This is a genomic window from Streptomyces sp. NPDC048277 (assembly GCF_040652235.1).
GTDB lineage: Bacteria > Actinomycetota > Actinomycetes > Streptomycetales > Streptomycetaceae > Streptomyces.
In genome coordinates this window covers 125,906-146,257 of record NZ_JBEZLQ010000011.1, presented here as the reverse complement: position 1 = coordinate 146,257, position 20,352 = coordinate 125,906, and the positions used below count along the sequence as shown (strand labels likewise).

Here is a 20,352-nt window from a genome sequence, read left to right as displayed (position 1 = left end):
GCGGCTGCGGTCAGGCGGCGGGTTCGCCGGCCTGGAGTTGCCATAGGGACGCGTAGAGTCCGTGCCGGGCGAGGAGTTCGTCGTGGGTGCCCTGCTCGGCGACGACGCCGCCCTTGTCCATGACGTAGATCCGGTCGGCGTTGCGGACCGTGGAGAGCCGGTGGGCGATGATCAGCATCGTCCGGTCGGCCGCGAAGACGCGGAGCGTGCGCTGGATGGCGGCCTCGGTCTCGTTGTCCACGGCGGAGGTGGCTTCGTCGAGGATCACGACCGGCGCGTCCTTGAGGATCGCGCGCGCCAGTGCGATCCGCTGTCGCTGGCCGCCGGAGAGCGCGGCACCGCGTTCGCCGATCACCGTGTCGTAGCCGTCGGGCAGCGTCGCGACGAAGGTGTGTGCCTCGGCCTTCACGGCCGCCTGGACCACTGCCTCGCCCGAGGCCCCGAAGCTGCCGTAGCGGATGTTGTCGGCGATGGTGCCGTCGAAGAGGAAGGGGTCCTGGGCGACGAACCCGATCGCGTGGCGCAGGTCGTGCCGGGACAGTTCGCGCACGTCCCGCCCGTCGAGCAGCACACTGCCCGTGTCCGCGTCCTGGAATCGCATCAGCAGCTTGGCGATCGTGGTCTTGCCGGAGCCGGTGGCGCCGACGAGGGCGGTGATCTGCCCGGCGGGGACGGTCAGCGAGAGGTTCTCCAGCGCCGGCGGCCGATCGGGGTAGGCGAAGGTGACGTGGTCGAGGACGATCTCGCCGTGCACCTTTTCGGTGTCGAGCGGTCCGCCGGTGCCGTTGGTCTCGGCGGGCAGGGCGCGCAGCCGCCGGACCCGGTCGTAGGCGGTGATCGTGCGCTGGTACTGGTCGACGATGGCGCCGAGCCGGTTCATCCGCAGCAGGACCATCTGGGGCAGCCCGATCAGCGGGCTGAACACCTCGAACGGCAGGCTGCCGTCGAGTACCGCCCGGCCGCCGATCAGCAGGGTGCCGGCCATCGAGCTGGTCGTGCAGACCCGGACGGTCTCGGCGTGGCGGATCGTGCTCCGGTCGGTCCGCCGGCTGCTGTCCTGGGCCTCCTCGCTCAGCCGGTCGATGCGTTCGGCCTCGTAGTCCTCGGTGCAGAAGCTCTTGACGGTGGCCCCGGCCTCCAGCGAGTTCACCAACTGGCTGTGCAGCTTGGCCTGGTGCTCGCCGGAGACGGCGTAGTCGGCCGTGACCTTGTCCTGGTAGTGGAGCGACAGCCAGGCGATGACCGGGATGGGCAGGAACGCGATCCAGGCGATCTGCGGTGCCAGCAGCAGGAACAGCGGCACCAGGAGGGCCAGGCTGGTGCCGAGTTGCAGCACGTCGTTGGCCGAAGTGGCGAAGAAGGTGCCCAGTTGACGGACGTCGTCGGTGAGCGCGCCGGCGATCCGGGTGGTCCGCTCGCCTTCCAGGTGCCGTAGTTCGAGGTGCTGCACATGGGCGTACGTCCGGTTGAGCCAGTCGTGCTCGATGTCCTGGCCGAGCCGGCGCCACTGGAGGTTCGAGGCGTACGACAGGCCCGCGACGGCGGCACAGGCGGCGGCCATCAGGCCTGCCAGACCGACGAGTTGGGCGGACGCGGTGGTCAGGCCGAGGCTGACCAGCGGTGCCGCCTCGCCCTTGATGAGGACCAGTCCGGTCCAGCCGAGGAAGGTACCGAGCGCCATCTCCGAGACCTGGCAGGCGACGGACAGGGCAACGGCCCCGTAGAGACGGCGTCGGTGCGGTCCGACGATCTCCACCAGGGGGTGGCGTTCGGCGCCCGGCCCGGCCGCGTCCTGGGCCGTGTCGACCGATCTGTGCCAGGCCTTGCGGAGGACGGCCGTGGTCGCCGCGGCCACCCCGCCCACCGCCACCAACTGCCTGCTCAGCGCCGACCCCTTGACCAGCGCGATCCCGGCCGCGACCCCGCCGCCGACGGCGAGCACCGGTCGCACGACCAGGCCGCGGTCCACCGGCGGGGCCGGCGCGGCGGCGGGTCGGGCCGGTGCCGGGCGGACCGCTCCGGTCGGATCCTCCGCGACCAGGGCGACGGCCCTGCGGACGATCCGGCCGACGTCGTCGGCGCGCACCCGCGCATCGTGCCGGACGAGCACCCCGCCGGTGACCGGGTTGGCGTGGGCCTCGGTGATCCCGGGAACGCGGCGCAGCGCGGCGGCGAGAATCTCGGCCGTCCGTGGCCGTCCGAGCACCAGCCTGACGTCCCAGCGCTGGCGGCCCGGAGTGACCGAGCGCGGACGCGGGTCCCCTTCCGCGGAGCGGAATCCGGCTGCGGCACCCAGTAGCGATGACATGCGTACGATCACCTGTTTGCGGAGGTCACGGGTAATCCGTCAACGGGCGCGCTGGAATTCGGCGCACGGCGGATCACTGCGGCGGAACGGAAAGTCCGAAAGGGGGCGGAAGCACGGCCGAAAGGCCCATGGCCGACCGCCGCGAGGACCCGTCTTCCGAGGTCGGCAGGAAGACGCGTCCAGGCGGCGGGCCGGGCCACGCGGCAGGGCGTCACTACGCCTTGCTACGCCTTCGCGGCGCCGGCGCCGGCGGTGGCGCGGATCTTCGGAGTCCTGGTCTCGTCCTTCTCGCCGCCCGAGGCCGCACCCTCGGTGGGCCGGTCGCCGTCACCGGCGGCGATCTGCGCCGCCACCATGTCGGCGGCCACCTCGACCGCGAGGTCGTGGATGTTCTCCCCGGCCTCGTGGGCCGCCTTCTTCACCTCCATGACAACACCGACGGACGTCGTGACGACACCGCGCAACAGCGGCTTGAGGAGACGCTTGGCCAGGGGCGCGACGATGAGACCGATCAGAAACGGCGGAACGACGGGCGGCATGATGCTCCAACCTCTATATGCACAGCGGGGAAGGCGGAAGGACCCATTTTCGGAATTCCCGATATCCCGTGCCGGACGCACTGCCGGGTTGAATTCCTTGCCGATGGGGTAAACCGTCCGCTCGTAGATCACCGTAGTCCAGTCACCACAGTCGAGGCCAAACGGTGTGGGCGGGTTTCACTCATGCGAGTGCTATCCATGTTCCGACCGCTACGGATTGCAATAGATGCACACAACAAACGAAGCACTTTTCCAATTTACCTATTATTGGCGATCGCCTTCCCGACCCACGTCGCGGCTGCGACCGTTCACGGACGAGTGAACTCCCAGCCGGCCGCTGGCGCACCGGCCGCCGCGAACGCCAGCATGGCCGGCATGGCCACCACGCACCCCCGAGCTGAGCGGGCCGACCAGGCCCGGGCGGCCGAAGCCCAGCTCGCCGCCGACGGAATCGACGGGGTGGTGTTCGGCTGGGTCGACAACGCCGGACTCACCCGGGTGAAGTCCGTCCCGCTCACCCAGCTCGCCCACGCCGCCGAGTACGGCGTGGGCGCCGTACCCTGCTTCGACGTCTCCCTGGTGGACGACTCCTTCACCGTCGCGCCTTCGGGTACCGGCCCGGTGGGCGACCTGCGGCTCGTCCCCGACCTCGACCGGCTCACCCCGCTCGCCGCCCAGCCCGGCTGGGCCTGGGCCCCGGCCGACCGCTACACCCAGGACGGCACCCCGCACCCCGGCTGCCAGCGCCGGTTCGCCCGCGAGGTCACCGAGGCCGTCGAGCGGCGCGGGCTTTCGGTGCGGGCCGGGATCGAGGTCGAGTGGGTGGTCGCCGACGCCGCCGGGACCCCGGCGGCACTCGGGCCCGGATACGGGATGACCCGCTTCGTCGAGCACTCCGACTACCTCCGCGAGGTGCTCCGCGCCCTCACCGGCCAGGGGCTGGCCGTGCTCCAGCTCCACCCCGAGTACGCCGCCGGGCAGTTCGAGGTCTCGGTCGCCGCCGAGGGGCCGGTCGAGGCGGCCGACACCACGATGCTGGTGCGCCACACCATCCGGGCCGTCTCCGCCCGGCACGGCCTGCGGGTCTCGTACGCCCCCGTCTTCACCGAGGGTTCGGTCGGCAACGGCGGCCACCTGCACCTCAGCCTCTGGCGAGAGGGCCGCAACCTCGGGTACGGCGGCCCCGGCCGCCACGGACTGCACCCCGACGCCGACCAGTTCCTCGCGGGCGTGCTGGCCGAGCTCCCCGCCCTGCTCGCCCTCGGCGCGCCCGGCGTCTCCTCCTACCTGCGGCTGGTCCCCTCCCGCTTCGCCGGGGCCTACCGCTGCTGGGGCCTGGAGAACCGGGAGGCGGCGCTGCGCCTGATCACCGGCTCCACCGCCGGGCAGGCGAACGCCGAGCTCAAGTGCTTCGACGCCGCGGCCAACCCGTACCTGGCGATCGGCGGCGTGCTGGCCGCGGGACTCGCCGGCCTGGACGCCGGCCTGCCCCTCCCGCCCGAGACCTCGTGCGACCCCGCCGCCCTCGGCGCCGCCGAGCGCCTCCCGGCGAGCCTGCCGGAAGCGATCGACGCGTACGAGAAGTCCGCACTGCTGCGGCAGGCGCTCGGTGCCGAGCTGTACGAGGCCGTGCTGGCCGTCCGGCGGGCGGAGGCGCAGTTGTTCGCGAACCACACGGACGCGGACGTCATCGAGGCCGTCCGCTGGCGCTACTGACGGGCGCCGGTTCCACTCCCCCGGCCCCCGGGGGGAATGAGCGGTTCCCCGGCCGTACCCGTGGCCGCGTCAGCCCACTTCGGCTCCGGGCGAGGAGCCGGGAGCCGGATCGGCGACAGCGGGTTCCAGCGGCTTCGCCATGTAGACCGCCTCGGCGCCGTAGCTCGCGGGCAGCCCGATCTCGGGCCGGGCGCGGTAGCCCAGCGGGGTCCACAGCACCTGAGAGCCGCGCACGGCGACCATCGAGAGGGTCCGGTAGCGGGCCGCCCGCCCGGTCCCCTCCAGATGCCACAGTATCCGGTGGGCCAGTCCCCGGCCGCGCGCCCGCTCGGCGATCACCAGGTCGTGGGCGTGCAGATTGCTCCCCCGGTCGCTCTCCTGTACCGCGCCTTCCTCGGCCAGGCTCAGGTCCGGGCAGCGGAACAGCGGGTACGGCAAGGCGAGCAGGTAGCCGCCGAAGCCACCCGCGTGCTCCAGCACGAAGCAGGTCGTAGGCGAGGCGAGATACCGGGAGCGCAGCGCCTCCCGCCCCTCGGACAGGCCGCTCGCGGCATAGGCGCGTTCCTCCAGCGCGACCACCTCGTCCCAGTCCTCCTCCCGGAACGGCCGGATCCGGGTGTCGGTCATGCGCCTCCTCCGTCCGGAGCCGGGCCGCCGACGCAGGTGTACGGCAGCGGCGCGAAGCCGTTGAAGCCGCGGGTGGCGTAGGCGGCGGCGTACGCGCCGCAGGAGTGGACCCACACCGGGTCACCGGAGGCGATCGCGCACGGGACCGGTACCAGGCCGTCCTCCTGGGCGTAGGCGTCGTCGCTGTCGCAGGTCGGGCCGGCCACCACGGCGTTGACGAACTGTCCGCCGGTGTGGGTGGGGAACTCCAGGCGGTACTGCAACTGGTCCATCTCGTACAGGCCGTTGAACTTGCCGCAGCTCAGGTAGAGCCAGTCGGCACGGGTGCCGTCGAGCCGGTGCCGGGAGGTCAGCCGTGCCACGTGGGCGCGGATCGCGCCGTGGTCGGCGACCAGGTGGCGGCCGGGCTCCAACACGAAGTCCAACGGGGCGGCGTTGACGGCGCGCAGCCGCTCCATGCCCTCGCGGATCACCAGGAACATCTTGCCCAGCGGCGGTTCCAGCGGCCGGCCGCAGCGGTCGAGGACGCCGAGGGCGGGCAGTCCGCCGCCGAGGTTGATCCGGTCCGGCGTGATGCCGCGCCGGCCGAGCGCCTCCAGGACCGCCGCCAGTGAGTCGATCGCCGCGGCCCAGGCCTCGGCGGTCATCTGCTGGGAGCCGACGTGCACCGACAGGCCGGAGGGCACCAGTCCGGCGCTCCGGGCGGCACCGAGCACCCGCAGGGCGTCCTCGGGCGAGCAGCCGAACTTGTGGCTGAGGCCCCACAGCGCGCCCTCGCCGGTGGTCGCGATCCGACAGAACACCCGGGAGCCGGGGGCGTGTTCGGCGATCGCGGCGACGTCCTCCAGGCAGTCGGTGGCGAAGTCGCGCACGCCCAGCCGGTAGGCCTCGGCGATGTTGCAGTCGGACTTGACGGTGTTGCCGTAGTGGATCAGCCCGGGGGCCGCTCCGGTGCGCAGCGCCTGGGCGATCTCCTGCGGGCTCGCCGCGTCGAAGCCCGAGCCGAGCCGGGCGAGGTGGCCGAGCACCTCGTCCACCGGGCACGCCTTCATCGCGAACCGGACGCCGACGCCGGGCAGTTCGGCGCACAGGGCGGCGTACTGGCGGCCGATGCCGTCCAGGTCGTAGATGACGGCATCCTCCGTGGCGGCGGCGAGCGCGGCACGCAGGGCGGGGTGGTCGTGCTGGTCGTTGCGGTCGTTGCGGTCGGGGAGGGACGCGGTGGATGGGTGCGCTGCGGCAGGCATGGTCGGGGCACGGTGGCCGGTTCTGCACTGGTCGGCCGTCCGGCGCGGTTCGGCGATCTGGCGCACGTCGGTGGTCTGAGGCCTCACGTGTGAACTCCCGGTCCGACTGGATGAATGGTGCCAAGGGCTTGCTGGCAGGCATGAGATGAGGCGAGGGAGTCCAGAGGCCGGCTGTGACGCCTGACCTGGACTCCCTCCGCTCCGCACTCTATGCACTTCTGATGCGTCGCCTGTACGTGCCATTCACCCTGCGCGTCACCCTGCGCGCCCTGCTCGACCCACCCTGGGCAGATCCTGATCAGCGAACCGTCTCACCGATCTTCCGCCGGGCAATCGCGGCCCGCCTTGAGCCACCGCTCGACATGCGGAACCACCCGAACGGCATCGGCGTGAACCTCCACGGCCTTGACGATCAAGTACTACCGGGCCTCGTTGAGTGAGGTTGGCCGGGTCGCCGTGTCCGGTGCGCTGCCCGTCTCGTTGCGGTAGCTGTTCCTGAACGATGTTTCGCCCCGACAGCTGGAAGGTGCCATGAGCGCGCGTCGTCTGTTACCGAACGAGGAGTCCCTCGACCTCATCAGGCAGGTCCGGCAACTGGCGGCCGGCGAACTCGCGTCACGGGTGGATGCCGATGAGGCGAACGAGGCGTTCCCCCGTGACGTCTTCAGGCTCCTCGGACGCGTCGGTCTGCTCGGTCTGCCGTACTCCGAGGCGTTCGGTGGCAGCGGCCTGTCCTACGAGGTGTATCTGCAGGTTGTCGAAGAGATCGCGTCCGTGTGGGCTTCGGTCGGCGTAGGTGTCTGCGTGCACGTGCTGTCGTGCTTCGGCCTGGCCACGACGGGTACCGAGGAGCAGAAGCGGGAGTGGCTGCCCGCGATGCTCGGTGGCGAGTTGCTGGGTGCCTACTGCCTCTCCGAGCCGCACGCCGGCTCGGACCCGGCCGCGATGCGGACCCGGGCCCGTCTGGACGGCGACCACTACGTCCTGAACGGCGCGAAAGCCTGGACGACCCATGGCGGCCACGCGGACTACTACAAGGTCATGGCCCGCACCTCGGAGGACCGCACGGGTATCTCGTGCTTCATGGTCCCGGCCGGCGCCGAGGGCCTCACCGCTGATGTGCCTGAACGGAAGATGGGCCTGACCGGGTCCACGACGGCGACCATGGTGCTGCGGGACGTCCGTGTCCCCGTCGAGCGGCGTATCGGTGCCGAGGGCGGCGGCCTGCGGATCGCTCTGGCGAGCCTGGATTCCGGCCGTCTCGGTATCGCGGCCGTCGCGGTCGGCCTCGCCCAGGGCGCTCTCGACCACGCGATCGCCTACGCACGCGCCCGGAAGACGTTCGGATCACGCATCATCGACCACCAGGGAATCGCGTTCCTGCTCGCCGACATGGAGGCCGCGGTCTTTTCAGCGCGCGCTGCGACCCTCCATGCCGCCCGGTTGAAGGACGCGGGGCTGCCGTTCAGCCGTGAGGCGTCGGTCGCGAAGCTCGTCGCGACCGACAACGCGATGCGGGTCACCACCGATGCGGTGCAGGTGCTCGGCGGGGTCGGCTACACGCGCGAGTCCCCGGTCGAGCGGTACATGCGCGAGGCCAAGGTGACTCAGATCTTCGAAGGCACGAACCAGATCCAGCGCATGGTCATCGGGCGGTCGCTCGCGAAGTCCGACAACGGAGACCTCACCCTTGCCCCCTGAGCTCGAGGGATCAGGTCGAGACGAGAGTCTCGGGCTGCATCTCGTAGGAATGCTGGATGGCCCGGTGCCGGGTCCAGAGGCCATCCGTGACCTTGCGCTCCCAGGGGACCTGCTGGAGTTGTTTGGTCTCTTCGAGCGTCGACGCGGGCTCCAGGTTGCGGAACCTGTCGACTTCTCCGGCGGCGACGGCGGTCAACGTCGCGAAGACGGGTTCCGGATCGAACTGTGCCCGGGGAAAGGCGAGTTCGGAGTAGTCGAAGAGCCGCTGCGAGGGGTCGTCCTCCCAGCTCTCCCAGGTCTGGAACATACGGTCGTTGAATCCGGTCAGGAACGGCCCCGGGTTGACCGTGGCGACTTCGATGTTGTGCTCCTGCAGTTCGTAGGCCATGGTTCCTCCCGGGAGGAGACCCATACGACCCTGCCGGCACCGCGTTTGACCATCTGCTTGGCGATCCCCTGAGTGAGGAGCAGCGGGCCGGTGACGTTGACCTCGAACCGATGCCGGATGTTCGATCCGGGAATGTCGACCGTCGAGCCGCCTTCGCCGACTCCCGCGTTGTTCACCAGGATCTCCACACCCCAGTCGAGAGCCTTGCGGCGATCACATCGAATCCTTTTTCCGCCAGGCGCATGGCAGATTCATATCCGAAGCCGGTACCTGCTCCGGTGCCACACACTCCGCCGACCCGCGATCCGACCGCGGTCCCGCCGGACGCCGTACGGGCAGCGGATCACGGGGCGGGGATCATTCATTGATTCCGGATAACCGTTCGGCTTGACCGTCGCGGATCCGGGGCTACGCTGATCTAGCGCCTCACGTCGGCTCTCCGCTTTCCATGTCGGGGCACCGCCCCGATTCTCGCCGCCGACCGTATACGGAAATCGCGGCAGCTGCGGCAGCCATGGCCGACGCCTTCCAAACGATCCTCACCGTTCTCCGTTCTCAGTCGCCGAATAGGCCGAGTTCACCCAGCACGCCGAGGAAGTGGAAGCCCATGACCGTTTCTGGAATCCTGACGTCGAGCAGGGGCCGACTCGCCCTTGGAGTGGCGGTCCTCTCCGCCCTGACCGTGGTGCCGACTCACGCCGCAGACGATCTCGGCAGGGCTCCGGGGGGCCAGAAGCCGACTGTCGTGCTGGTACACGGGGCATTCGCCGACGGGTCCAGCTGGAACGCGGTGGTGCAGCGCCTGCAGCAGGACGGCTACCAGGTCATCGCCCCACCCAACACGCTGCGCGGCATACCCCAGGACTCGACGTACCTGAACAGCCTCCTGAAGACCATCAAGGGGCCCATCGTCCTCGTCGGGCACTCCTACGCCGGCGAAGTGATCTCACAGGCGGCCGCCGGCGTCGACAACGTCAAGGCGCTCGTGTACATCAACGCGATCATGCCGGACAAGGGAGAGTCCTTCGCCAGCCTCTCCGGCAAGTTCGCGCCGGCCCCGCTCACCAAGGCGTTCAAGCAGGTCCCGTTCCGCAACGGCGACGGCACCACGGGCACCGACGTGTACATCCAACCCGCCAAGCTCCACGCGGACTTCGCCCAGGACCTCTCCCAGCAGCAGGCGTCCGTCATGGCAGCGACCCAGCGCCCGATCGCACAGTCGGCCTTCACCGACAAGCTCACCCAAGCGGCCTGGCGGGACAAGCCCGTCTACGTGCTCGTCGGCACGCAGGACCGGGCCATCAACCCCGACCTCGAACGCTACGAGGCCAAACGCGCACACGCGCGCAAGACAGTGGAGATCAACTCCTCCCACGTGTCCCTGATCTCCCACCCCCAGGCCGTCACGGACCTGATCGTCACCGCGGCCCGCAACTCCGGTCACCAGTAGGCGAACGGGCAGCACGCCCAGCACGCGGCGAGGGGCCTCCGGCATACACCGGAGGCCCCTTTTCGCAGAGCGCCTCGACGTGCGCCCCGCCCGGGCGAGGCGTGCTCTCACTCGTCGGCCGCCGCGACCGCGTCCCTGATGAGGCGGCGAGCGGCCGCGTCGGTCCGGACGGCGTCATGGGTCACCAAGCGGTCCTGGCACAGACCGCGCAGGCCGGAGACGAGGAGCGTGGCCCCTGCCTGCGCCTGCTGCGGCGAGTGCCCCAGCCGGACGTACGCCGCGGCGATGGGGCCGACCATGACCTCGACGGTCTCGGCCGCGATCTCGCCGTACTGCGCCGGATCGGTGGCGGCCAGGCTGAGCAGCTGCAGCAGCATGCGGATCGGCCCCGCCTGCTCCCCGACGGTCATCGCTTCCCACAGGTCATGGGCCGCCGTACGCAGCCCGGCGCTGTCGCTGACGTCGTCGAACATCGCGTGGGCGTCGGGACGGCTGGCGGCCAGCGCCTGGGCCAGCAGATTCTCGCGGCTGCCGAAGTAGTACAGAAGCATGCGCTTGGTGGTGCCGATCGACTCGGCGAGCGGACTCAGCGACATCTGCGCGACGCCGTGCCGCTGGAGGTGGTGCACCACCTGCTTCAGCAGCTCGGCTCGCTTCTCGGCATTGACGGGACGAGGCACGGCTTTGACTGTACCGACCGGTACGCGTACGGTGCAACGGACGTAGATGTGCCGATCGGTACATTAACTGAGTGGTGCCGTCCCGGTGGCCGGGCGCGGGCAGCCGAGAGGAGCATCGTGAGACTGGTCGGACCACGAGCAGGACAGGACCACCGGCACCGCCGAGGCCCCCGAGGGGTGGTCCTGTGAGGCGCCCCGTGAAGCACCGGATCGAGCATCACCGGGGCATGTCCCTGGCCAGGGTCCTGGCCGAGACCGTCACCATCCCGGCGCTGCTCTTCCTCGGCCTGCTGTTCTGCTTCCCCACGGCCTTTCACCAGCCTCAGCCCGACCAGGCGAAGCTCGTGATCGCCGATCTCCCGGTGGAACGCAAGGTCGGCACCGCTCTGCAGCGGCAGCATCCCGGCGGGTTCGACGTCACCGCCGTGGCAGACGCCCGAGAGGCCCGCCAGGCGGTACTGGACCGGGACGCGGTGGCGGGCTTCGCCGCGGAGGGCTCAAACGCCGTCCTGTACGTGGCCAAGGCCAACGGGGTGACCCTTGAGCAGGCGCTGACCAAGGGCTTCGCCGAGCTCGCGGCGCACAACCACCAGCACCTCACGGTCACGGACGTGGCGCCCACGGTGAGCAAGGACGGGTCCGGCGCGACCCTGGTGTACTTCGGAATCGCCTGGAACGTCCCCGGCTACATACTCGCGACCACGCTGCTGCGGGCGGTGCCCCTCAACCGGCGCAGGAAACTGATGACGATCGCGGGTGTCGCCGCCCTCTTCAGCGTCGTGGGTTTCTACGTCGGCGTGGGGCTGGGTTTCTTCCCCGACGATCCCACGGCCCTGGCCGTCTCCTTCTTGCTCACCACGGCGGTGGCCACGTTCTCCCTCGGCATGGCGCCTTTCGTCAAGCACTTCTTCCCGTTGGTGGGCCTGGGGCTGTACATCGTGCTGAGCGTGCCGTCCAGCGGCCTCGTCCCCGTCCCGCTGCTGCCGAGGTTCTTCCAGGTACTGCACACCGTCATGCCACTGGGCAACGCGGTCGACGGCTTGAAGGGAATCCTGTACTTCAACGATGCGGGGGTACTGAAGCCGGTCCTCGTGCTGTGCACGTGGATCACCGCGGGCATGGCGCTGCTGGGCCTCGACGCGTGGCGGCACCACCGCATGGCCGCGCGGCAGGGAACGGAGGTCCAGCAGGAGGACGTTCCGGAGCCGCCGGTGGAGGACCCGTCCGTGGAGGCGCCCACGCCTACCGCGCTTCCGGTCCACCCGCACCACTTCGGCGAACTGCTGCCGATGCTGGAGGGCACCGTCCGCGACGGCGAACAGCAGCCCGTCCGCCATGCCGCGGTGACCGTCATGGACACCGCCGGCCGGCAGTTGGTGCGGACCACCACGAACGCAGGGGGCGAGTACGCCGTGACCGGCCTGCCCGAGGGATACATCAGCGTGGTGGTCTCGCACCCCGGCCGAGATCCGCTGGTCCACCAGAAGCTGCTGCAGTCCGGTGTGGCCGTCCGGGCCGACTTCTCCATGCACGAGCGGCGCACCGGGACGTCAACGCGCACGGCCCCGCGACACCTCGATCTCGGCCACGCGAGGCAGGGATCCTGAAGGCCCCGGAGCCCTGTCCCACGCCGACGTCGTCTCCCGGGGCGCGAAAATCCCCGTCGGCGGCACCGCGCAGACAGCCGCCTTCCGCACCCCCTACAGTCGGTCTTCTGGCACCTGACGGTCCAGAAGGGCGGCCCGGCGGTGAACATCGAGCACATGGAAGACACGCATCGCGACACCTACGTCATCGGGGTGGACTTCGGAACCCTGTCGGGACGGGCCGTGGTGGTCCGCGTCGCCGACGGCGCCGAACTGGCCGTCGCCGAGCGCCCCTACCCGCACGCCGTACTCGACCGGCACCTGCCCGACGGGACACCGCTGCCGCCCGACTGGGCCCTCCAGGTCCCGGCCGACTACATCGACGTGCTGCGCACCGCCGTACCCGAGGCACTGGCCCGCGCCGGAGTACGGCCGGAACAGGTCATCGGCATCGGCACCGACTTCACCGCCTGCACGATGCTGCCGGTGCTGTCCGACTCCACGCCCCTGTGCGAACTGCCGGAGTTCACCGGCCGCCCGCACGCCTACGTCAAGCTGTGGCGCCACCACGCCGCCCAGGCACAGGCCGACCGCATCACGGCGCTGGCCGAGGAACGCAAGGAACCGTGGCTGAAGCGCTACGGCGGAAAGATCTCCTCGGAGTGGGAGTTCGCCAAGGCACTGCAACTCCTGGAGGAGGACCCCGAGCTCTACGAGCTGACCGAGCACTGGATCGAGGCCGCCGACTGGATCGTCTGGCGCCTGTGCGGCAGCTACGTCCGCAACGCCTGCGCCGCCGGGTACAAGGGCCAGTACCAGGACGGCGGCTACCCCTCCCGCGCATACCTCGCCGCACTCGACCCCGGCTTCGCCGACTTCGTGACCGGCAAGCTGGACCGCCCGATCGGCCAACTCGGCGACCTGGCAGGTCGGTTGACGGCCGAGGCCGCGGCCTGGACCGGCCTCCCCGAAGGCATCGCGGTGTGCGTCGGGAACGTCGACGCCCATGTGACGGTGCCCGCGGCGACCGCGGTGGAGCCGGGCCGCATGGTCGCCATCATGGGCACCTCCACCTGCCTCATGATGAGCTCCGACCGGTGGGCCGAGGTACCGGGCATGTGCGGGGTCGTCGACGGCGGCATCCTGCCCGGCCTGTGGGGCTACGAAGCCGGACAGAGCGGGGTGGGCGACATCTTCGGCTGGTTCGCGCGCACCGGGTTCCCCGCGTCGTACGCCGAGGAGGCCGCCGCCCTCGGCCGCGACCCGCACGAGCACCTCACCGCACTCGCCGCCGGACAGAAAGTGGGCGCACACGGCCTCCTCGCCCTCGACTGGCACAGCGGCAACCGCTCCGTCCTGGTCGACCACGACCTCAGCGGCGTCCTGGTCGGCCTGACCCTCTCCACCCGCCCCGAGGACGTCTACCGGGCCCTCCTCGAAGCCACCGCCTTCGGCACCCGCACCATCATCGAGGCGTTCGAAACCTCCGGCGTGCCCGTCCAGGAACTGACCATCGCGGGCGGGCTGACGAAGAACGCCCTGCTGATGCAGATCTACGCCGACGTCACCCGACGTCCGCTCGGCGTCATCGACTCGGCGCAGGGTGCCGCCCTCGGCGCCGCCATGCACGCGGCGGTCGCGGCGGGCGCCCACCCGGACATCCGGGCCGCCGCCCGTGCGATGGGCAAGGCCCGGCCGGCCGTCTACCTCCCCGACCCCGACCGGGCCGCCGCCTACGACCGCCTCTACGCCGAATACCGGCTGCTGCACGACTACTTCGGCCGCGGCGCCAACGAGGTCATGCACCGCCTCCGCCACATCCGCGCCCAGGCGTCCGCCTGACCGGCCCCCGCCCAGCTGCCCGGTAGCTGTCCCGGGCGATGCATGGGGCTCAGTAGCCCACGGTGAAGCGGCGGTTGAGGTGTCGGGGGTTGTCGATCTCGTCGACGAGAGCGGTGGCGTAGTCCTCGTAGGAGATGCGTGCCTGGCCGTCCGCTCCCGCGACGGGGTTGTCGAGGCCGGTGCGGTAGCTGCCCGTGCGCTCACCCGGGGCGAAGTGGACCGGGGGCGGGGAGAGGTAGGTCCAGGTCACGGAGTCGTCGAGGGCGAGGTAGGCGTCCAGGGCGCGGATCTGACCGATGGCGTACGGCTTGAACTCCTCGGGGAAGCCGGGGGCGTCGTAGAACCGCACGCCGTCGTCGTCGAGGAGGCTGGCGCCGCCGCCCATGTGGATGATGCGCGGGCCGGCCGGGCCCAGGGCGCGGACGGCCGAGGCGGCGGCGTCGACGGCGTCGGTGTAGAGGGCGGCGTCCGGGCCCCCGACGGTGAGCACCAGGACGTCGGCGTCCTTGGCGAGGACGGCGACCGCGGGCCGGTCGGTGACGTCGCCCGCGACCGCGCGGACCCCGTCGGGAAGCGCGGCCAGCGCATCGACGTCGCGGGCCACGGCGGTGACCTGGTGGCCGCGTGCGGCGGCCTCGGCGACGACGCGGGAGCCTGCCTTGCCCGCGGCTCCGAACACGACGATCCTGCTCATCACGTGCTCTCTTTCTCTTTCTGTTGCTGATGGTGGGACGGGGCTGCTGTGCCGCCTCGCACTCCACTGTCCGCGCGAAGCCCCTGGCAGGCGAGGTACGGTGCAGACGTGTCGTGGTCAAAGACGGACATGAGCGTGAGCGCAGGGGTCGGTGGCGGGGCCGGGGAGGCCCCCATCCCGGGGTTCGGGTTCAACCCGCCGCACGCTCCCGTGCCCGGTATCGAGCTCACCGATCTGGCCGCCCTGCACGGCCGGGTCACCGACGGCACCCTGCAACGGGTGCACCGCGCCGGCTTCCACTCCCTCACCCTGATCACCGAGGGCAGTGCGGAGCACACCGTCGACTTCGTCACGTACCCGTGCCGCCCCGGCACCCTGCTCTGGGTCCGCCCCGGCCAGGTGCAGCGGTTCACCGCACCCGGCCGGATGAACGGCACCCACGTGCTGTTCACCCCGGCCTTCCCCGAGCCGACCGCGGCGATCGTCCGCCTCACCGACGACTGGTCAGGGCCCGTCTGCCGCCAACTGGGAACGGGCGGCGACTACGCCACCACCTCCGCGCTCCTCGGCCGGCTCCACTCCGAGTACACCCGCCCGCAGGGAACGTCCCGCGACATCCTGCGACTGCTGCTCGCCGCACTCCTGCTGCACATCGACCGCCTCCCCCGTCCCGGGACGGACACCGGCGCGCGCCCCGGCAGCGAGGTCTACGCCCGCTTCCGCACCGAACTGGAACGCTCCTACGCCGTCACCCGGCGCGCCGAGGACTACGCCGACCGCCTGGGCTACACCGTCAAGACCCTCACCCGCGCCTGCCGGGCCGCCACCGGACAGTCCGTCAAGGAGGCCATCGACGCCCGGGTCGCCCTCCAGGCCCAGCGGCTCCTCGCCCACACCGACGAACCCGTCGCCGTCATCGCCCGCCGCCTCGGCTTCTCCGAACCCACCAACTTCGGCAAGTTCTTCACCCGCCACACCGGCACCACCCCCGGCGAGTTCCGCCGCAGCCAGTCGGGGACCACCGGCCACTCGGCCGTGTGACCGGCAGGAAGAGAAACGACCCGGCGCTCAGCGGGACTTCCCTGCCCTGCGGTTCGGCCGGGGTGCCGGGGCTTCACCCCGTGAGCTGCGGAGCGGTGGGGCGCTCCATGGCGTTGTCCAGATGGGTGATGACGGCCGGCACGTCGTCGCTCTCGGTGTTCCGGATCAGCTCCAGGGCCGGCCGGACGAGGCCGCCCGGTCGCGCTATCAAGCGTGCGAGTACGGCGGCCCGGGTGTCGAGCCGCTCGATGGTGGCCTCGCGCTCCTGCTCGTTCTGACCGGCGAGCAGAACGGCGTTGTGCCACGCCTCCTCGCGGGACTCACGGACACTGAAGTCGAGGATCCGCTCGTCGGTGCGGCCCCCGATCCGGTCCAGCAGCGACAGGAGCGGCGACAGCGCGTCGACCGAGTCCTGCACCGCCAGCACCACCCGCGCGAGGATGTCGTTGATCAGCAGAAAGTCGTGCCGCAGCGCATGGATGGCCTCGCCCGGGCCGGTCCGTGCGGCGGCGACGGCCAGGTCGAGGTTGATGTGCGCGTTCACGCCGAGTATCAGGTGCTGGACGATGACGGTGTCCGCGTCGTCCAGCAGCCCGAACGTCTCGCGCCAGCAACGCGGCCCGCTCCGGTCGCGACGCCAGGCGTCGTACGCGTCGAAGTAGCGGTTGCCGAAGAGCGTGTCGAACCGGTCCATCCGGACGCCGTCCTCGAACTGCCCCTCGTGAATCGCCGTGCGGATCTCGACGGTCACCTGTCGGTACAACGCCGCGAAGTACCCGGCCCGGTCACCGGCGCGGCCGGCCTCCCGCACGATCCCGGCAAGCCCGTCCACGACATCGTCGATGTTCTCTGCCGCCATGCCCAACTCCCCTTTCGTGTCCGCCCGTTCGGCCCGCATGCGGCTACCGCTGACCGCAGCGCCAGCACGGCCCCGTCCTGCCACCGCACTCCGGGGAGTGAACTACGCATCAGACCACGGGAGTTGAACGACGAGCTAGGTGGCTGAACGGTTCCCGGCCGCCACGACCACATCCCCCGCCGCGGTCCGCGAGTACAGCACCGAGCGCCCGGCCCGGCGCCGTTCCACCAGCCCGGCGCCCAGCAGCACCTTCAGATGCCGGCCGACCGAGCCCAGCCCCTGCCCGGTCACCGCCGTCAGCTGGGTCGTGCTCATCGGGGCGTCCAGCAGCGCCAGCACGCCGGCGCGTGCGGCACCCAGCAGCGCTTCCAGACCGGCCGGAACCGCCCGCTCCGATGGGTCGGCGAGCGCGCCGGAGCAGGAGTAGACCAGCGCGTACCGGTCCGGTTCCTCCCAGGAGACCCAGCCGCCCTTCGGGGTGACCGGGACGAGGAGGAGGTCGGCGCCGGAGATCTCGCGGGGCGGGTACTCGTGCAGGTTGACCTGCAGCCGGTTGGCACCGAGCCAGCGGGTCCGGCCCGGCCGCAGCGAATCCAGCACCTCGGCCCAGCCGCCCCGGCTCACCTGCGCGGTCCTGGCCACGACATCCGCCTCCAGGATCCGCCGCCGACGCTCCCAGTACGGCCGTACGGTCGCCTCCCACACGTACGTCAGCAGGTCCGCCGCGCGGTCGGGCAGGTCCTCGCGGTCCAGGACGGCGGGGAGCGGACCGGCGAGGGCGGTCCGGAGGTTGGCGCGGGCGGTGTCGGGGTGAGCGGCGCGGACGCGGGCGATACCCGCCTCGACGCTTTCGCCGTCCCGGGGCGTGGGGGTGAGGAAGTCGGCGATCCAGTGGCGGCCGAGACCGGCGCGGACGAGCTGCGCGGTGACGGGGTCGGCGGCGAGCCGCGCCCGGTAGGCCGGCAGATGCTCGGCGAGCCAGCGCCGCTCGCCGGGGTGGGTGGCGGTGCCGGAGTGCAGCAGCTTGAGGGCGGCGAAGGTCTCGGCGAGAGGGGAGATCAGGAAACGGCTACGGGCAAGAGTATCCGCGTTGACCTGCCACCAACCCAAGGGGGTCTCCCTGTTGTTAGAGCCTCTCACTGGCGCTAGAACGTCACTAGAGCCTCTCGCTGACCCAAGAACCTCTCGCCACCGTTAGAGGCTATCGCTGACAGTTGAGCCCCCCGCACCCATGAGAACCTTTCGCCCTCACGCGAAACAATAACGCCCGTTTCAGCCTCTCCCCAGACTCCCCACCATGCCCACCACGCCGTCCACCACTCCGCCCACCGCACCGCCCACCAGCTACCAATCCCTCTTCCGCACCCCCGAGTTCACTCCGCTCTTTCTCGGCTCCGCCGCCCAGAACGCCGCCGGTACCGTCGGCGGGCTCGCTCTCGGCACGCTCATGTACCGCGCCACCGGCTCCCCGCTCCTGTCGGCGCTGAGCATGTTCGGCCCCTCGCTGGCACAGGTGCTGGGCGCGACCTTCCTGCTCTCCGGTGCCGACCGGCTGCCCCCGCGCACCACCCTCGCGGCGATCTCCCTCACCTTCGCCGTCACCACCGCCGGTATGGCACTGGCCGGGCTCCCGGCCGGTGCACTGCTCACCGTCGTGCTCCTGCTGGGTCTGGTCGCCTCGCTCGGCGGCGGGGTCCGCTGGGGGCTGCTGAACGAGATCCTGGCCAAGGACGGCTATCTGCCGGGGCGTTCGCTGTTCAACATGATGAGCGGGCTGGTGCAGATCGCCGGTTACGCCACCGGCGGCGCCCTGCTCGCCGCCGTCTCCCCGCGCACCTGTCTGCTGCTCGCCGCGGCCCTGTATCTGACGTCCGCCGTCGCCTTCCGCCTCGGCCTGACCGCCCGCCCACCCCGCTCCGCCGGTCGCCCCTCGGTCGCGGCGACCTGGCGCACCAACGCCCTGCTGTGGTCCTCCCGTCCGCGCCGCCTCACCTACCTGGGCCTGTGGCTGCCCAACGGGCTGGTCGTGGGCTGCGAGTCGCTGTACGTGTCGTACGCCCCGGACTCGGCCGGCACGCTCTTCGCCTGCGCGGCCCTCGGCATGCTGGCCGGTGACGTGAGCGTCGGCCGGCTGCTCCCGCCCGCCGTCCGCACCCGGATGGCCACCCCGCTGCTCCTGTTGCTGGCCACGCCCTACCTGGTCTTCGCGCTGCACCCGCCGCTGGCGCTCGCCGCCGGCTGCGCCACGGTCGCCTCGGTGGGGTTCGGCGCGAGCCTGGTCCAGCAGGAGCGGCTGATGAAGCTGACCCCGGACGAACTCAGCGGCCACGCCCTCGGGTTGCACTCGGCCGGCATGCTGACCATGCAGGGTGTGGGCGCCGCGCTGGCGGGTTCCATGGCCCAACTCACCTCGCCCGCCCATGCGATGGCGCTCATGGCGCTCGCGTCCCTTGCCGTGACGCTGACGCTCGCCGCCGCCGGCCGACAGGAGCGGAGCACCCTGGCGCCGGCGTCTTCGGAGCGGTGAGCTCCGCCGCCGGGGCGTACCGACGCCGCCCCGGGGGCCCTTGGGGTCCGGGCCCGCCGGCCTGAGGGTCCGGCGGGAAGCGGACACCGCCGCTCGCCCCACACCCGTCCTGCAGTCGGCGGCCGTGGCCGTACCATGGCCGCCGACGTTCACGTCCCGCTCGTCGCCCGGCCGGCAGGGGCACGTCTCAGTCCTCGCCCAGCACCGCCCGGATCACGTGCCGTGCGTTGTCCGCCATCGCGGGGTTCGTCCTCCGGTAGTACGGCAGCGCGATCAGCGCCTGGGAGAGTGTCCGCCCCCGGCCGCGGATCCAGGTCGCGTCGTCCACGGCCAGCGCCTGACGGAAGGCCTCCCTTCCGTCGGGTGGCAGCAGGTTCCACGCCGGGAAGAGGTCGCAGGCGGGATCTCCCACCCCCGCGCACCCGAAGTCGATGACCGAGGCCAGCCTGCCACCGTCGACCAGCAGATTGCCCGGCATCAGATCGGCGTGCAGCCACACCGGAGGTCCGTCCCAGGCCGGAGCCCGCAGCGCCTCCTCCCATACGGCGGTCACGGCGGTGCAGTCGACGCCCTCCTGCGGAATCCCCCGCAGCTCCTCGATCGCGGCCCGGGTCTCGACGTCGAGCGAGGCGACCGGTCCGCCCCGGTGGGCCGTCGGCGCGGCCGGCAACGTGATGCTCCGCATCGCCGCCACGAACCCGGCCAGATCCCGGGCCAGCGCCAGGGGCTGGGTCAGTGCCCCCGCCCGGGGCAGTTCCCCCGGCAGCCACCGGTACACCGACCACGGCCAGGGATACCCCTGGGCCGGTTCCCCGGCCCCGAGCACCTCGGGGATGCGGGTGGGCAGGTGGGGCGCGAGGCGGGGCAGCCACTCCTGCTCCGCCCTCACGTCCCCGGCCCCGCTCCGCACCGCACCAGCGGCAGCCGTACGACCATGTCGTCGCCGAGCCGGTACATGGCGTTGACCGTGCCACCCGACGGCCACCGCTCGACCGCCAGCCCGGCCCACTGCGGGAACCGCCCCGCGACCAGCCGTCGTACCAGGCCGCCGTCCATGGGGTGCATACCGGGATGTAACTGCCCTGCGCTCATGGGCGATCATCCGACCACCGGATACCGACGGGCGTCAAACACCTTTCCGGCTGCG

The 20,352-nt window shown here is 71.3% G+C and carries 18 protein-coding genes and 1 pseudogene; 8 read left to right on the top strand and 11 right to left on the bottom strand.

Features of this window, described 5'->3' with window-relative positions; all coding sequences use genetic code 11:
- Positions 1 to 10: 10 nt before the first annotated feature.
- Together AB0D85_RS24315 and AB0D85_RS24310 are read right to left on the bottom strand one after the other, a co-directional pair.
- On the bottom strand, positions 11 to 2,308 hold the full coding sequence (locus AB0D85_RS24315; RefSeq protein WP_362323707.1) for an ATP-binding cassette domain-containing protein: 2,298 nt from the start codon (positions 2,306 to 2,308) through the stop codon (positions 11 to 13).
- A gap of 224 nt (positions 2,309 to 2,532) precedes the next feature.
- Entirely contained in the window at positions 2,533 to 2,847 is a 315-nt protein-coding gene (locus AB0D85_RS24310) for a DUF5132 domain-containing protein (RefSeq protein ID WP_362323704.1), read from the bottom strand.
- 375 nt (positions 2,848 to 3,222) lie between these two features.
- Here AB0D85_RS24310 and AB0D85_RS24305 point away from each other — a divergent pair, with 375 nt between their 5' ends.
- Positions 3,223 to 4,563 carry a glutamine synthetase family protein gene (locus tag AB0D85_RS24305; RefSeq protein ID WP_362323700.1) on the top strand — a complete coding sequence of 447 codons (1,341 nt, stop codon included), beginning with the start codon at positions 3,223 to 3,225 and terminating at the stop codon, positions 4,561 to 4,563.
- 69 nt (positions 4,564 to 4,632) lie between these two features.
- Here the strand turns inward: AB0D85_RS24305 and AB0D85_RS24300 are convergent, their stop codons facing one another.
- Positions 4,633 to 5,190 carry a GNAT family N-acetyltransferase gene (locus AB0D85_RS24300; RefSeq protein WP_362323697.1) on the bottom strand — a complete coding sequence of 186 codons (558 nt, stop codon included), beginning with the start codon at positions 5,188 to 5,190 and terminating at the stop codon, positions 4,633 to 4,635.
- Positions 5,187 to 6,524, bottom strand: a complete 1,338-nt coding sequence (locus AB0D85_RS24295; RefSeq protein ID WP_362323694.1) for a type III PLP-dependent enzyme — start codon at positions 6,522 to 6,524, stop codon at positions 5,187 to 5,189. Before AB0D85_RS24295 ends, AB0D85_RS24300 begins: the two co-directional genes overlap by 4 nt.
- 134 nt (positions 6,525 to 6,658) lie before the next feature.
- Here AB0D85_RS24295 and AB0D85_RS24290 point away from each other — a divergent pair, with 134 nt between their 5' ends.
- Together AB0D85_RS24290 and AB0D85_RS24285 are read left to right on the top strand one after the other, a co-directional pair.
- Positions 6,659 to 6,877 carry a hypothetical protein gene (locus AB0D85_RS24290; protein ID WP_362323691.1) on the top strand — a complete coding sequence of 73 codons (219 nt, stop codon included), beginning with the start codon at positions 6,659 to 6,661 and terminating at the stop codon, positions 6,875 to 6,877.
- A gap of 91 nt (positions 6,878 to 6,968) precedes the next feature.
- On the top strand, positions 6,969 to 8,138 hold the full coding sequence (locus AB0D85_RS24285; protein ID WP_362323688.1) for an acyl-CoA dehydrogenase family protein: 1,170 nt from the start codon (positions 6,969 to 6,971) through the stop codon (positions 8,136 to 8,138).
- A gap of 10 nt (positions 8,139 to 8,148) precedes the next feature.
- Here AB0D85_RS24285 and AB0D85_RS24280 read toward each other — a convergent pair whose 3' ends face one another.
- Both AB0D85_RS24280 and AB0D85_RS24275 read right to left on the bottom strand, forming a co-directional pair.
- Entirely contained in the window at positions 8,149 to 8,526 is a 378-nt protein-coding gene (locus tag AB0D85_RS24280) for a hypothetical protein (protein ID WP_362323685.1), read from the bottom strand.
- Positions 8,463 to 8,702 (bottom strand): SDR family NAD(P)-dependent oxidoreductase, encoded by a 240-nt coding sequence (locus AB0D85_RS24275; RefSeq protein WP_362324115.1) that lies wholly within the window; start codon positions 8,700 to 8,702, stop codon positions 8,463 to 8,465. The genes AB0D85_RS24280 and AB0D85_RS24275 overlap by 64 nt, the downstream gene beginning before the upstream one ends.
- Positions 8,703 to 9,133: 431 nt before the next feature.
- On the opposite strand from AB0D85_RS24275, the gene AB0D85_RS24270 reads away from it, so the two are divergent.
- Positions 9,134 to 9,976 (top strand): alpha/beta fold hydrolase, encoded by an 843-nt coding sequence (locus tag AB0D85_RS24270; protein ID WP_362323682.1) that lies wholly within the window; start codon positions 9,134 to 9,136, stop codon positions 9,974 to 9,976.
- A 107-nt stretch (positions 9,977 to 10,083) separates the two neighbouring features.
- Here the strand turns inward: AB0D85_RS24270 and AB0D85_RS24265 are convergent, their stop codons facing one another.
- Complete coding sequence (locus AB0D85_RS24265) at positions 10,084 to 10,656, bottom strand: TetR family transcriptional regulator (RefSeq protein ID WP_362323679.1); 573 nt, start codon at positions 10,654 to 10,656, stop codon at positions 10,084 to 10,086.
- 227 nt (positions 10,657 to 10,883) lie between these two features.
- On the opposite strand from AB0D85_RS24265, the gene AB0D85_RS24260 reads away from it, so the two are divergent.
- Both AB0D85_RS24260 and araB read left to right on the top strand, forming a co-directional pair.
- Entirely contained in the window at positions 10,884 to 12,263 is a 1,380-nt protein-coding gene (locus AB0D85_RS24260) for a carboxypeptidase regulatory-like domain-containing protein (RefSeq protein ID WP_362323676.1), read from the top strand.
- 156 nt (positions 12,264 to 12,419) lie between these two features.
- Entirely contained in the window at positions 12,420 to 14,084 is a 1,665-nt protein-coding gene (gene araB, locus AB0D85_RS24255; protein ID WP_362323673.1) for a ribulokinase, read from the top strand.
- A gap of 49 nt (positions 14,085 to 14,133) precedes the next feature.
- Here araB and AB0D85_RS24250 read toward each other — a convergent pair whose 3' ends face one another.
- Positions 14,134 to 14,778, bottom strand: coding sequence for an NAD(P)H-binding protein (locus AB0D85_RS24250; protein WP_362323670.1), 645 nt, complete (start codon positions 14,776 to 14,778; stop codon positions 14,134 to 14,136).
- A 135-nt stretch (positions 14,779 to 14,913) separates the two neighbouring features.
- On the opposite strand from AB0D85_RS24250, the gene AB0D85_RS24245 reads away from it, so the two are divergent.
- Positions 14,914 to 15,819: an AraC family transcriptional regulator gene (locus AB0D85_RS24245; protein WP_362323666.1), complete on the top strand. Its 906-nt coding sequence runs from the start codon at positions 14,914 to 14,916 to the stop codon at positions 15,817 to 15,819.
- Between the two features lie 73 nt (positions 15,820 to 15,892).
- On the opposite strand, the gene AB0D85_RS24240 is transcribed toward AB0D85_RS24245, so the two are convergent.
- On the bottom strand, positions 15,893 to 16,678 hold the full coding sequence (locus AB0D85_RS24240; protein WP_362323663.1) for a DUF5995 family protein: 786 nt from the start codon (positions 16,676 to 16,678) through the stop codon (positions 15,893 to 15,895).
- 135 nt (positions 16,679 to 16,813) lie between these two features.
- Positions 16,814 to 17,788 carry a winged helix-turn-helix domain-containing protein gene (locus AB0D85_RS24235; protein ID WP_362323660.1) on the bottom strand — a complete coding sequence of 325 codons (975 nt, stop codon included), beginning with the start codon at positions 17,786 to 17,788 and terminating at the stop codon, positions 16,814 to 16,816.
- A 187-nt stretch (positions 17,789 to 17,975) separates the two neighbouring features.
- Here AB0D85_RS24235 and AB0D85_RS24230 point away from each other — a divergent pair, with 187 nt between their 5' ends.
- Positions 17,976 to 19,205 (top strand): MFS transporter, encoded by a 1,230-nt coding sequence (locus AB0D85_RS24230; RefSeq protein WP_362323657.1) that lies wholly within the window; start codon positions 17,976 to 17,978, stop codon positions 19,203 to 19,205.
- 187 nt (positions 19,206 to 19,392) lie between these two features.
- Here the strand turns inward: AB0D85_RS24230 and AB0D85_RS24225 are convergent.
- Positions 19,393 to 20,297: pseudogene (locus AB0D85_RS24225) on the bottom strand (aminoglycoside phosphotransferase family protein).
- Positions 20,298 to 20,352 lie beyond the last annotated feature (55 nt).

Excerpts from the sequence above, each read along its gene's own strand:
- AB0D85_RS24315 (WP_362323707.1), bottom strand. The coding sequence starts at position 2,308 with ATGTCATCGCTACTGGGTGCCGCAGCCGGATTCCGCTCCGCGGAAGGG.
- AB0D85_RS24310 (WP_362323704.1), bottom strand. The coding sequence starts at position 2,847 with ATGCCGCCCGTCGTTCCGCCGTTTCTGATCGGTCTCATCGTCGCGCCC.
- AB0D85_RS24305 (WP_362323700.1), top strand. The coding sequence starts at position 3,223 with ATGGCCACCACGCACCCCCGAGCTGAGCGGGCCGACCAGGCCCGGGCG.
- AB0D85_RS24300 (WP_362323697.1), bottom strand. The coding sequence starts at position 5,190 with ATGACCGACACCCGGATCCGGCCGTTCCGGGAGGAGGACTGGGACGAG.
- AB0D85_RS24290 (WP_362323691.1), top strand. The coding sequence starts at position 6,659 with ATGCGTCGCCTGTACGTGCCATTCACCCTGCGCGTCACCCTGCGCGCC.
- AB0D85_RS24285 (WP_362323688.1), top strand. The coding sequence starts at position 6,969 with ATGAGCGCGCGTCGTCTGTTACCGAACGAGGAGTCCCTCGACCTCATC.
- AB0D85_RS24280 (WP_362323685.1), bottom strand. The coding sequence starts at position 8,526 with ATGGCCTACGAACTGCAGGAGCACAACATCGAAGTCGCCACGGTCAAC.
- AB0D85_RS24270 (WP_362323682.1), top strand. The coding sequence starts at position 9,134 with ATGACCGTTTCTGGAATCCTGACGTCGAGCAGGGGCCGACTCGCCCTT.
- AB0D85_RS24260 (WP_362323676.1), top strand. The coding sequence starts at position 10,884 with ATGTCCCTGGCCAGGGTCCTGGCCGAGACCGTCACCATCCCGGCGCTG.
- araB (WP_362323673.1), top strand. The coding sequence starts at position 12,420 with ATGGAAGACACGCATCGCGACACCTACGTCATCGGGGTGGACTTCGGA.
- AB0D85_RS24250 (WP_362323670.1), bottom strand. The coding sequence starts at position 14,778 with ATGAGCAGGATCGTCGTGTTCGGAGCCGCGGGCAAGGCAGGCTCCCGC.
- AB0D85_RS24240 (WP_362323663.1), bottom strand. The coding sequence starts at position 16,678 with ATGGCGGCAGAGAACATCGACGATGTCGTGGACGGGCTTGCCGGGATC.
- AB0D85_RS24230 (WP_362323657.1), top strand. The coding sequence starts at position 17,976 with ATGCCCACCACGCCGTCCACCACTCCGCCCACCGCACCGCCCACCAGC.